Below are 11,594 nucleotides of genomic sequence, written 5' to 3' on the forward strand. Positions count from 1 at the left end.
ATTTTTGATATATTTAATTTTAAATATTAATGTAATTTTACTGTAATGACATAAAAAATTATAATTTTTGCTTGCCTTAATCTGCTCTCTTAAAAATATAAGTTCGGGAAAATCAGCTCAATATCTGATTAAAATTTAAGTAGCAGATTTATTTCTTAAAAAACCAAAAGGCTGCTATGGCAGCCTTTTAGCATTCAATCGAACAATTAATTTGAAAAATTAGCTGACTCGCTTCATCTCTTGAAGTTTGGCAACTTCCTGCTGTTTGAGTAAATTTCGCTGAATCTTGCCACTCGATGTTTTAGGCAAAGATGCCACAAACTCAATCTCTTTCGGATAGGCATGTTTGGATAAGCGTGAACGTACATAACTTTGCAGTTTCAACATCAAATCTTCAGTAGCCGGATAAGCCGATTTAAGCACTACAAAGGCTTTCACAATTTCTGTTCGTTCTGGATCTGGCTTTCCAACGACTGCGGATTCAAGCACTTCCTCACATTCAAGCAAGGTACTTTCTACATCAAAAGGCCCAACCCGATAGCCCGAGGTTGTAATGACATCGTCTGCACGCCCAATAAAATCAATACCGCCATATTCATTCAGCTTCACGGTATCACCAGTGAGATAATACTGCCCGACAAATGACTTGCGGTTATGCCCTGCATAGCCTTCAAACCACATCAAAGGTGAAGCTGAACAGTCGATAGCAAGTGTTCCAATACCGCCTTTTTCTACTTCCTGATGTTCTTTGTCCAATACAGCAAAACGATGCCCAGGAATAGCAAAACCGGCTGAACCAACTTTTTTATAATGCTCCAAGCCATGATGATTGGCAATCACCATACCCAGTTCAGTCTGTCCATATTGATCGTAAATATTCACATTTAAATCATGATTGAACCACTGAATCACTTCAGGCGTGAGCGGCTCACCTGCACTGCTTACCACGCGTAAATGCGAACTGATGCCTGCATCAAATTTTTCTTTAAAACCAAAGAACATGCGAAATGCGGTTGGCGAACCGGTCAGGTTACTAACCTGATATTTTTGAATGATTTGTACGGCATTATCGACACTAAAGCCACGTTCATCCATGATGATGCTGTGCCCTAAACTGAGCGGCCCTGCAATGCCATAATACAGTCCATACGCCCAGCCCGGGTCTGCCAGATTCCAGAAGGAATCTTCATCTCGCAGATCTACCGCGTGCAGCATATAGCCTTTAAAGGCCAACAAGGCTTTTAAAGGCACAGGAACCGATTTTGCCAAGCCTGTCGTACCTGAAGTAAACATCATCAGGAAAATATCATTAAACTGGCAATTTACCGGTTCAAACTCTTCCGGTTGCTGCTGTAAGGCTGCCCAGAAATCAGCATCTTGATAATCATCTGCCGCTGTTTGATGCACAGTCAGAATATTAGGGACATTGAGATCATGAAGTTTCAGTCGCTGCTCTTCATCAGTAACAATCAACTGGGTGCCAGCGGTACTGATGCGATGTTCAATGGCTTTGCTTTCAAAGGCAGTAAATAAAGGTTGGTATATGGCACCGATACGCCAGGTGGCCAATATGGTAATTAAGAGTGCTGGCGTTCTTGGCAGCAATCCTGCAATACAGTCACCGGCTTTTAAACCCAGAGAATGCATATAATTGGCCAGCTGTCCTGAAGCTACGGCCAGCTGTTCAAAGGTCCACTGCTCTGCATCTCCGTTTTTGCCTTCCCAAATCAGTGCAGTTCGGTTTTGACCCAGGTAGCGACCACAGCATTCGGTATACGCATTGATGTTCTCTGCGTTTCCAACCAGATGTTCTTGAACCATATTTTCAAAATTAAAATCAGCATATGCCTGTTCTAGTGTCTTCATGACGACAACCTCTTTCCTGTTGTAGTTTTCAGGCGACCTTGCCTGAGTTTGTCCATTTGTATTTGTTGTTCCTGCTGATTCCATCAGCATACTTTCTCAAATCTGCATTCATGCCCTATGGCTAGAACATGAATAAAGCTTATTTTTCGATTATTCGCACTGTATGTCTTTAGATCATCATGTTCAGTTGAATCCTGCAATTTCCATATCCATCCATGTAAGTGCAGAATTTGAACATTAATCAAAGTCTGTTTTTTTTAATTTAACAATCAGCGTTGACACACTTCACGTGCAATCACCAGTCGTTGAATATCTGATGCACCTTCATAAATCTGGCTCACTCGCACATCACGATAGATACGCTCAACCGGAAAATCGGAGACATAACCGTAGCCACCATGAATCTGGATCGCATCTGAACAGACTCGCTCTGCAATGGTCGATGCAAACAGCTTTGCCATCGATGCTTCTTTTAAACACGCCAAGCCTGCATCTTTTAATGTTGCAGCATGCAAAACGAGCTGACGTGCGGCTTCAATTTGTGTCGCCATATCTGCAAGCCTGAACGCCACAGCCTGATGTTGCACAATTTCTACACCAAAGGCTTTACGGTCATTGGCATATTCCACTGCAGCATCCAGTGCAGCCCGAGCCATACCGACAGATTGTGCCGCAATGCCGATCCGACCCGATTCAAGGTTCGACAAGGCAATTTTATAACCTTCACCCTCCTGACCTAGCAAGTTGGCAGCAGGAATCCGGCAGTTATCCAGAACGATGGTCGCGGTATCAGAACAATGCTGACCCATTTTCTCTTCTAGGCGTGACACGATATAACCCGGTGCATCGGTCGGCACCAGAAAGCATGAAATACCCTTTTTCCCTGCAGATTTATCAGTCACAGCAAAGACTAGTGCAATCTGTGCGTGTTTACCTGTCGTGATAAACTGCTTGGTACCTTTTAGCACCCATTCATCGCCATCGCGTTCGGCTTTACACTCCAGCGAACTGGCATCCGAACCGGCCTGAGGTTCTGTCAAACAGAAACAGCCGAGCCATTCACCTGTTGCCAGTTTGGTTAAATACTGCTGTTTTTGTGCTTCAGTGCCATAACGCTGGGTAATGCCGCAAGGCAAAGAATTCTGCACACTGATAATCGTCGAGATTGCACCATCTCCTGCGGCAATTTCCTCTAGCGCCAAAACCAATGATACATAATCCAGACCTGCACCACCCCATTCTTCAGCCACTGTCATACCCAATGCACCAAGCTCACCAAGCTCACCAAGCTCTTTAAGTTCTTGTGCTGGAAATTGTGCCGTTTTGTCGCGTAAGGCCGCCGTCGGTTTCAGCTTCTGCTGCGAATAATTGCGCATCATGTCCTGAATCATTTTTTGTTCATCATTTAAAATCACGGGTATTTCCCTTCTTTATTTTTTATATCCAGCATCAGCACAGACTTTTTAATTTTCAAAATCTGATGTTTTTTTGGATGTATTCGGCAAATTCAGCATGCAACTTTCCCTGACACGTCATTGCCATTTTGATGAGTCAAAGAAAGTGTGTTTATTTAATGAATTATTTTGGTGCCATACGGATTGCGCCATCCAGACGAATGACTTCACCATTTAAATAGCTATTTTCAAAGATATGCCCCACCAATTGGGCGAATTCCTGTGGTTTTGCCAGACGTGGTGGAAACGGCACCATTTGCCCCAAAGCATCCTGGACATTTTGCGGCATGCCTTTCAGCATCGGAGTTTCCATAATGCCCGGCGCGATGGTCATGACACGGATCGCTTCACGGGCCAGTTCACGTGCCAGAGGTAAAGTCATTGCGACTACTGCACCTTTAGAAGCCGCATAGGCAGTCTGACCAATTTGGCCGTCATAAGCGGCAACCGAAGCGGTGTTCACAATCACGCCACGTTCTTCTTCACCAGCTTGCAGCTCATATTTTGCAATTAAAGCCGCCGCATGACGCAACATATTAAAAGTACCGTTTACATTAATATTCAGCACTTTTTGGAACATTGCCAATTCATGGATGCCGTTACGACCCAATACTTTGGCGGATGGCGCAATCCCGGCACAGTTGATCAAACCATTCAGTTGGCCATATGTGCTTTCAACATGAGCGAAGAAAGCTTCAACTGTCTGTTCATCGGTCACATCGAGCTGTACAAATTCAGACTGTGAGCCCAGTTGCTGCTGTAATGCCTGACCCTGCTCCTGATTCATATCGACCAGAATCACTTTAGCACCGTGTTCAACCAAATGAGTCGCTGTAGCTGCACCCAAACCTGAGGCACCACCAGTGATCACAATAACTTTTCCCTGAATGTTCATGTTTATTTCCTAGCGATTTTTCTATTTCAGATACGACTTAATATGCAGAGTAAACAGAGTTTTTATTCTGTACAATTTCCAAATATTGCATCTTGCATGATGTATTTGGACAATGAAAACAAGGATGTCAGACTGAATATGCATAAGCCTGCACTGGAATATAGCAAAGGCACCATCTCGATTGACCTGGTGAACGAAGCATTGCTGGATGCCAAACGACTGCAATTTGATATCCCTGCCATTCTGAAAAAAGCCAATATCCCAGCAGAAGTATTGAATGCTCCCAAGGCACGCGTATCCGTTAGCCAATTTGCCCAATTATGGACTGTACTTGCAGACAGCATGAATGACGAATTTTTTGGCATGGACAGTCATGCCATGCGTCGTGGCAGTTTTAAATTGCTTTCGAAAATGGTTATGCAGGCAGATACACTGGAAAAAGCCGTGCAACACATTCTGCAATTTCTCAACCTGGTTTTGGACGATCTGCAAAGCACGCTCATGGTTGAGGAACACTATGCCTATATCGTAATTTATGATTTAAAAGCAATCAAACGCATGTTTAGTTATGCGACTTATCTGATGCTGATTCATAGCCTGATCTGCTGGTTAAGTGGACAACAGATTTTGCTTAATCAGATTCAATTGAAATGTGCAGCACCACTGGATGATTTCGATTACAAAGTCCGGTTTTGTGAACAGATTGAATATCAGGCCAGCGAAAACTATGTGCAATTTGATGCCAGCTATCTGCAACTGCCGATTAAACAGGATACTCAGTCCTGGTATCAGTTTATTCAGCAAACCCCACAAAATTTATTGGTACGTTTTAAAAATCCCTATGCTTTAAGCACTCAGATTCGCCGACAATTGCTACAGGTTTCACCAGCAGAATGGCTGGAACTGAATGAACTGGCCTTAAAAATGAATATGTCTGAAGCGACCATGCAACGGCGTTTAAAAAGTGAAGGTGTCAGCTATCAACAGTTAAAAAATGAGATACGCCGGGATACCGCCATTGAATTGCTGACCCGTACTGAACAAAGTTTACAAGAGATTAGCGATCAGCTTAATTTTCAGGAATCCAGTGCATTTCATCGTGCATTCAAAAAGTGGACTGGCGTCAGTCCAGGCGCATATCGACAAAATAACATTAGATAATTTATATAAACTTAGACTTCAAAGATATTACCGAAAAATACTTAGATTCTAAGCATTTATTTTTATTATGATTATATATTTCAAGCCCTAAAACATATATTAGCAGGACTACACAGTCACCCAGAAAGCTTTGCAATTCACCCGGAAATAGATTATTTTTCATTCAATTTATAGCACTTTTGCTATTGGCTGTACTCTCCATTTTCCTTTCTAGTTGAAGGTATCTCCATGTTAAAGATGACTGATGTGCTTGGGCAAAATCTTGTCCAAAACTTCTCTAAAGCTTTATTTTCTTCGACTGATCTCATTACAGAACAGTTGAATCAAGGGATTTTAAATGCATCGGATGCAGAACTGAAAGATGCAATTCTGCACTTCTTTAACCAGGTAGATGCTGTGGAAGCGGCTCAGGCCCTTGAAATTCCGGCAGAACGTATCAATGAATTACAACAAGGTATTGCCTTGAAAGATGAAAAATCTCTGGCAGATACTTTAAAAGTTGTGGCACTTTGTCTGGCAATGGAAACTGGTAGTCTGGATCAGGTAGAAGTCTATGACTGTCTACAAGACTATCCAATGTAATTATTTTTAAAAATTCCTCGAAAGCGGTGCTCTGGCATCGCTTTTTTGTTTTTAGTTATACTGCGTTGGCATCATGTCATTCAAAATACTTAAGGTTTCAGATGCAGTCAGGAATTTATAAAGAAAAAATCCAATAAAAAAGCGACCACATCGGTCGCTTTTTTATAAAGATAGATGACAGATTAATGTGGCCATTGACCCAAAGTTACGCGATCATTCCCGCCATAATCTTTAACCGTGCGGACTTGCTTATAACCCGCCTGTTTAAATAGATGTTGTACGGCGTCTGCCTGATTATAACCATGCTCAAGCACCACCCAACCATTCACGGTCAAATGCTTCTTGGCTTGCAGAATAATCATTTCAATATCGGCCAGCCCCTTTTTATCTGCCACCAGCGCACGTTCCGGTTCAGTCGCCAGATTCTGCATATGCACATCATCAGCGTCGATATAAGGTGGATTCGATACAATGGCGTCAAAGAATTGACGGCCAAATGGCTTCAGCCATGAACCCAGAACAAATTCTACATTCTCAATATCATGTTGTTCCGCATTATATTTCGCCACCTCAAGCGTAGGCTCGTAGATATCGGAAGCCGTTACTGTCCAGTTAGAACGTTCAGATGCCAGTGATAAGGCAATTGCGCCAGTACCTGTACCCAAATCTACTACACGGACATCTTCAGGCAGATCCAATTTCAACACAGTCTCAACCAGCACTTCAGTATCCGGACGTGGCACCAAGGTATCTTTGGTCACTTTGAGGTCTAAAGTCCAGAATGGCTGTGAACCAGTGACATAAGCCAAAGGCTCACCGGCAGCAATACGCGCCAATCCGTCTTTATACGCCTGTTCCTGTTCCGGCGTTAACTCCTGATCCTTTTTCATCAGCAGATCAAATGAATCAATCTTGGTGATGTGTTCCAGTAACCAGGCATTTTCCTGACGTTCGTAACTTTCAGCTTCGCCGCGTAAAGCCAAGGCTTGTAAAATATTCATTATCCACCATTCTGCTGTGCAAGCATGGCCAATTGATCCGCCTGATATTCGCGATGCAGGCTGTCCAGCAATTCAGTCAAATCACCTTCCATCACGGCATCCAGCTTGTATAAAGTCAGGTTAATGCGGTGATCTGTCATACGACCTTGCGGATAGTTATAGGTACGGATACGTTCTGAACGATCCCCCGATCCCACCAGGTCACGACGCATTTCCGAGGTTGCTGCATCTGCTGCTGCACGTTTGGCATTTTCCAAACGTGATACCAGCAGTGCCATCGCTTTGGCCTTGTTCTTATGCTGTGAACGCTCTTCCTGACACTCCACTACGGTGCCGGTTGGAATATGAGTAATACGTACTGCAGAATCGGTTTTGTTAACATGCTGACCACCTGCACCTGAAGCACGATAGGTATCAATGCGCAAATCAGATGAGTTGATTTCAACCGAGGTATCGACATCAATTTCAGGAAGAATCGCAACGGTACATGCTGAAGTATGCACTCGGCCTTGTGATTCGGTCGCCGGTACACGCTGTACACGATGCGCACCACTTTCAAATTTTAGACGACCGTAAACACCGTCACCATTAATCAGGCAGATGACTTCTTTATAGCCGCCATGTTCGCCTTCATTTTCAGAAAGGATTTCAATACGCCAGCCTTGGTTTTCCGCATATTTACTATACATACGGAATAAATCGCCAGAGAAAATCGCTGCTTCATCGCCACCGGTTCCCGCACGAATCTCCAGATAAGCCGAGTTGGCATCATTCGGATCTTTCGGAATCATCAAGATGTTCAAGTCTGCTTCAAGCGATTCAATTAAAGCTTTATTCTCTTTAATTTCTTCCTGTGCCATTTCCTTAAAGTCCGGATCTGACAGCATGGCCTGAGCCGTTTCGATGTCTTCTTCAGCCTGTCTGTACTTAGTCCAAACATTGGTGATTTCTGTTAAGTCATTATGCTCACGTGACAATTGACGGAAGCGCTTATTATCAGAAATGACTTCTACATCAGCCAGCAATGCGGTCAATTCTTCATGGCGGTCAGAGAGTTGGTCTAATCGTAAACGTAACGATTCTTTCATTTTCTAAAAAATCTCAAACATAGGCTGCGACTAAAAACGATTTAGCACAGCGAAATCAAAAAATTGCGCCTAGTTTAACGACTCTGGCTTCTAATGAACATCATTATTGAGTAAGTCCGCGTTGCTATCATTCGTGCTCTACAGCATTTGTTAACAAATATGATTAAAAACAGTGGAATTGCTTTTTTTATAGTCGATCTTATTCTTATTTCTTGCCGATTTTACAATTCGCCAAATAAAGCAGGGAATTATGAAGAAACATCTTCATATTGTTTTGGGCATGATTTGTTACATTTTCCGCATCGAAATAACTACAGTCCTGTAGATGGACACGGAGTGATGACATGAAACTCAACGCACTTTTAATGAGTACAGTTTTAGCTGCTGGTTCAATGATGACCGTAAACGCACATGCCGACAGTACAGCGCGTGTTGCAGCAGCAAGTGCTTTAGGTAGTGTTGCAGGTACAGCATTAGGTAAAAACATGGGCGGTAATACCGGCGCAACCATTGGTGCTGCTTTAGGTGGTGCTGGCGGTGCAGCAGTTGCAAGCAGCAAGAAAAACCGTACTGAATCTGCCATTGGTGGTGCTCTAGGCGGCGGTGCAGGTTATACCGTAGGTAAAAATATGGGCGGTACTAATGGCGGTTATATCGGTTCAGCTTTGGGTGCTGCCGGTGGTGCTGCATTGGGTAACAAGATTGCCAAAGATAAAGCAGCTGAAAAACGCTCTAAACACTGGAAAAAACGTTACCGTTAATTTGCGCTCAGGCAATTTAGACCAGACGCTACATTTAACATGAAAAGCACCTTTTGGTGCTTTTTTTATTGTGGCTTTACTACGTGAATTTTCAAGTAATACATGGAATTATCCTGTCTACATCATGAATAAATTAAGGAGATAAAAATCACAATTCGCCAACATTGCCTCCATGCTGTTTGGCGCTTGCTAGATTAAATTTATCTCATCAACAGAATATAGCTAGATATATAAAAGGTGTCCTCATGAACTATAAATCTCTAATGATCGCTGTCGTAGCAACCTCAGCCATGGGTATGACAGCTGCCAATGCAGGCAATACAACCAATACAGCTTTAGCTTCTGCTTTGGGTGGTGTCGTTGGTGCCGCAGTAGGTAATAAAATGGGCGGTACCACTGGCGCAACAATCGGTTCAGCGATTGGCGGTGGTGCGGGCGCCGCAGTAGCAGCAAATAAACGTGACCGTAATGGTGCGATTATCGGTGGTGCCCTAGGTGGCGGTGCAGGTTATGCAGTTGGCCGAAACATGGCAGGCACCAACGGTGGTTATATTGGTGCGGCACTGGGTTCAGCAGGTGGTTCGGCTTTAGGTAAAAAAGTTAGCGAAGACCGTCGTTATGATGACCGCAGCGAACGTCGCTATAACTCTTCTCGTAACTACCGTTATAACGATTATCGCTATAACAACCGTCGTCGTTAAGATTCTCTCCCCTTATTCTTTCCTCCTTTATAAGCATCTTCGGATGCTTATTTTTTTGCCTTTATTTTTTATCTTTATCTTTTGGTTTACACTTATATCGATTTTTTTCGATATACAAATACACTCTAAAGTCGTATGCTTTTAGAGATGTTTATTTAAGAGTAATACTATGCGTACGCTTAACGATACCCAGTTCTCTATACTCGAACTGGTTCCTGTTCGTGACGACAAGAGCATTCAATTCGCGCTGAATCATGCGCTGGAACTTGCCCAAACAGCAGAAAAATTGGGTTATCGCCGGATGTGGCTGGCAGAACATCATAATATGGATGGTATTGCCAGTTCAGCAACTGCAGTTCTCTTAGGCTATTTACTGGCGAATACAAAAACCTTAACTTTAGGCTCTGGCGGAATTATGTTGCCCAACCATGCACCGCTGGTCGTGGCTGAACAGTTCGGCACATTGGCGACGCTCTATCCGGACCGGATTGAACTGGGTCTGGGCCGTGCTCCAGGTACCGATCAAATGACCATGCGTGCCCTGCGTCGTGGCCGTCAGGAAACCGAAGATCAGTTTCCACAAGATGTTCTGGAAATTCTGCAATATTTTAAAGATCCAGAACCACATCAGCGTATCGTAGCGACGCCAGGTCAAAGTACGCACGTACCCGTATGGCTTTTAGGTTCCAGCCTGTTTAGTGCACAATTAGCGGCGAAACTTGGTCTACCTTATTCCTTCGCTTCGCATTTTGCCCCGCGTATGCTGGGTCAGGCCATTCAGCTTTATCGTGAAAACTTTGAACCTTCTGAATACCTGGATCGTCCTTATGTGTCGATGGGTGTACCGACCTGTGTCGCAGATACTGATGAAGAAGCAGAATATCTAGCGACTAGTGCCTATCAGCGGGTTTTATCACTGATTCGTGGACAAAGCCTGAAACTTAAAGCACCAATTGACTCCATGAAAGGTCTGTGGTCGCCGCCGGAAAAAATGTCAGTCGATAATTTCTTTGCCATGGCTCAGGTCGGCTCCAAAGAAACCGTTAAAGCTGGGCTAGAATCGCTTTTGGCTAAATATGATGTGGATGAGTTTATCTTTACTTGTGACATCTATGACACTGACAAACGTCTGCACAACTTTGAGCTGTTGATGCAAATTAAAAACGGTCTGTAAATGAAAGCTGCATCTACCTATTCTCAGCAATGGGTAGATGTTTTTTCACCTTTAAAGATAAATGACTAAAAGAAACATCCCAGTAAAATCATTTCTATCGACCTCCTCCATTAAACAGCCTCTTCTTTGAACGAACACTTCATTTCCTTCATCCATCTCAGCAAGTTAAAATTCATTCTTTTTGGATCGCCTGTAAACCCATTCAGCCTCAACAAAATCAGATTTTATATTTTGGTCAAATAGATGACTGTCTAAGTTAAATTTTTCACTTTACCCTGGCTTGAGTTTTTGTTTATATCTCATACAAAGAAAATTAATTATTAAATAAATTCAAGGAATTCTAATGTCTACCAAGCAGGATCCACACGCTGGTATTTTTGAAAATCGCCCCGAACATTTTCAGCAGTTTAATGGAATTAAAGTGCCCTCTTCCGAACTGTTAGAATTGGATTATGCAGATAAAGATATTGCTATTATTGGCACAGATCAGTTTACCGTGAGCCAGCTGGATAAAATCAGTCAACATGCCCGTTCGGTAAAAGTTTTCCAGATTAATCCTGCTTTTGTACTGCCCGGTTCCGACCGAATTCTGCAACGAATTATTAATCACCCATTGATTGGTAAAAATCGCCGCTTATTTAACAACCGCATTAAAAGCTTGCTTTCTCTGCGGTTTTTAGAAAATCAGGTGCAGAATTTGTGGCTAAGACGCCAGTTAATGCCAAATCTTGCATCTTCCCGTAAAATTTATCTGAAATCAGATCATTATTATGCTGCCCTACAACGTGAAAATTGCCACCTGATTACCTGGCCGATTCTGAAAATTTCGGAAAATACAATTCATTGTATTAATGGTGAACAGCATCCGGTCGATATCATTATTCATACTTATTTAGCAGAAAAATAACTCA

General features: G+C 43.0%; 11 protein-coding genes. 6 read left to right on the forward strand and 5 right to left on the reverse strand.

Annotated features, from left to right (window positions below; translation table 11 throughout):
• Nucleotides 1-219: 219 nt before the first annotated feature.
• The 3 genes from G4D73_RS03340 to G4D73_RS03350 all read right to left on the reverse strand — a co-directional run bounded on the left by G4D73_RS03340 (nucleotide 220) and on the right by G4D73_RS03350 (nucleotide 4,215).
• Entirely contained in the window at nucleotides 220-1,866 is a 1,647-nt protein-coding gene (locus G4D73_RS03340) for an AMP-binding protein (protein WP_213687382.1), read from the reverse strand.
• Nucleotides 1,867-2,135: 269 nt separating this feature from the next.
• The gene (locus G4D73_RS03345) at nucleotides 2,136-3,281 is read right to left on the reverse strand and encodes an acyl-CoA dehydrogenase family protein (RefSeq protein ID WP_213687383.1); all 1,146 of its coding nucleotides are present in this window, start codon (nucleotides 3,279-3,281) and stop codon (nucleotides 2,136-2,138) included.
• Nucleotides 3,282-3,444: 163 nt separating this feature from the next.
• Nucleotides 3,445-4,215, reverse strand: a complete 771-nt coding sequence (locus G4D73_RS03350; protein ID WP_148334492.1) for an SDR family NAD(P)-dependent oxidoreductase — start codon at nucleotides 4,213-4,215, stop codon at nucleotides 3,445-3,447.
• 138 nt (nucleotides 4,216-4,353) lie between these two features.
• Between G4D73_RS03350 and G4D73_RS03355 the strand changes: the two genes are divergently transcribed.
• Nucleotides 4,354-5,376 (forward strand): AraC family transcriptional regulator, encoded by a 1,023-nt coding sequence (locus tag G4D73_RS03355; RefSeq protein WP_213687384.1) that lies wholly within the window; start codon nucleotides 4,354-4,356, stop codon nucleotides 5,374-5,376.
• Nucleotides 5,377-5,604: 228 nt separating this feature from the next.
• Nucleotides 5,605-5,958 carry a hypothetical protein gene (locus tag G4D73_RS03360; RefSeq protein WP_004278774.1) on the forward strand — a complete coding sequence of 118 codons (354 nt, stop codon included), beginning with the start codon at nucleotides 5,605-5,607 and terminating at the stop codon, nucleotides 5,956-5,958.
• A 182-nt stretch (nucleotides 5,959-6,140) separates the two neighbouring features.
• Here G4D73_RS03360 and prmC read toward each other — a convergent pair whose 3' ends face one another.
• Together prmC and prfA are read right to left on the reverse strand one after the other, a co-directional pair.
• Nucleotides 6,141-6,959: a peptide chain release factor N(5)-glutamine methyltransferase gene (gene prmC / locus G4D73_RS03365; protein ID WP_213687385.1), complete on the reverse strand. Its 819-nt coding sequence runs from the start codon at nucleotides 6,957-6,959 to the stop codon at nucleotides 6,141-6,143.
• Entirely contained in the window at nucleotides 6,959-8,047 is a 1,089-nt protein-coding gene (gene prfA, locus G4D73_RS03370; protein ID WP_004645400.1) for a peptide chain release factor 1, read from the reverse strand. The genes prmC and prfA overlap by 1 nt, the downstream gene beginning before the upstream one ends.
• 344 nt (nucleotides 8,048-8,391) lie before the next feature.
• On the opposite strand from prfA, the gene G4D73_RS03375 reads away from it, so the two are divergent.
• The 4 genes from G4D73_RS03375 to G4D73_RS03390 all read left to right on the forward strand — a co-directional run bounded on the left by G4D73_RS03375 (nucleotide 8,392) and on the right by G4D73_RS03390 (nucleotide 11,590).
• Nucleotides 8,392-8,808 carry a glycine zipper domain-containing protein gene (locus G4D73_RS03375; protein ID WP_004645401.1) on the forward strand — a complete coding sequence of 139 codons (417 nt, stop codon included), beginning with the start codon at nucleotides 8,392-8,394 and terminating at the stop codon, nucleotides 8,806-8,808.
• A gap of 245 nt (nucleotides 8,809-9,053) precedes the next feature.
• A complete protein-coding gene (locus G4D73_RS03380; RefSeq protein WP_004278778.1) occupies nucleotides 9,054-9,509 on the forward strand; it encodes a hypothetical protein in 456 nt (151 codons plus the stop codon).
• Nucleotides 9,510-9,678: 169 nt separating this feature from the next.
• Entirely contained in the window at nucleotides 9,679-10,683 is a 1,005-nt protein-coding gene (locus tag G4D73_RS03385; RefSeq protein ID WP_213687386.1) for an LLM class flavin-dependent oxidoreductase, read from the forward strand.
• A gap of 343 nt (nucleotides 10,684-11,026) precedes the next feature.
• On the forward strand, nucleotides 11,027-11,590 hold the full coding sequence (locus G4D73_RS03390) for a flavoprotein (protein ID WP_213687387.1): 564 nt from the start codon (nucleotides 11,027-11,029) through the stop codon (nucleotides 11,588-11,590).
• The last annotated feature ends 4 nt before the right edge of the window (nucleotides 11,591-11,594 follow it).

It is taken from the genome of Acinetobacter sp. WY4 (assembly GCF_018438165.1).
In the GTDB taxonomy this organism is placed as follows: domain Bacteria; phylum Pseudomonadota; class Gammaproteobacteria; order Pseudomonadales; family Moraxellaceae; genus Acinetobacter.

What these genes read in the sequence shown, in the direction of transcription:
- G4D73_RS03385 (WP_213687386.1), top strand. Translation starts at nt 9,679, where the DNA reads ATGCGTACGCTTAACGATACCCAGTTCTCTATACTCGAACTGGTTCCT.
- prfA (WP_004645400.1), bottom strand. Translation starts at nt 8,047, where the DNA reads ATGAAAGAATCGTTACGTTTACGATTAGACCAACTCTCTGACCGCCAT.
- G4D73_RS03355 (WP_213687384.1), top strand. Translation starts at nt 4,354, where the DNA reads ATGCATAAGCCTGCACTGGAATATAGCAAAGGCACCATCTCGATTGAC.
- G4D73_RS03340 (WP_213687382.1), bottom strand. Translation starts at nt 1,866, where the DNA reads ATGAAGACACTAGAACAGGCATATGCTGATTTTAATTTTGAAAATATG.
- G4D73_RS03360 (WP_004278774.1), top strand. Translation starts at nt 5,605, where the DNA reads ATGTTAAAGATGACTGATGTGCTTGGGCAAAATCTTGTCCAAAACTTC.
- G4D73_RS03375 (WP_004645401.1), top strand. Translation starts at nt 8,392, where the DNA reads ATGAAACTCAACGCACTTTTAATGAGTACAGTTTTAGCTGCTGGTTCA.
- G4D73_RS03380 (WP_004278778.1), top strand. Translation starts at nt 9,054, where the DNA reads ATGAACTATAAATCTCTAATGATCGCTGTCGTAGCAACCTCAGCCATG.
- G4D73_RS03390 (WP_213687387.1), top strand. Translation starts at nt 11,027, where the DNA reads ATGTCTACCAAGCAGGATCCACACGCTGGTATTTTTGAAAATCGCCCC.
- G4D73_RS03350 (WP_148334492.1), bottom strand. Translation starts at nt 4,215, where the DNA reads ATGAACATTCAGGGAAAAGTTATTGTGATCACTGGTGGTGCCTCAGGT.
- prmC (WP_213687385.1), bottom strand. Translation starts at nt 6,959, where the DNA reads ATGAATATTTTACAAGCCTTGGCTTTACGCGGCGAAGCTGAAAGTTAC.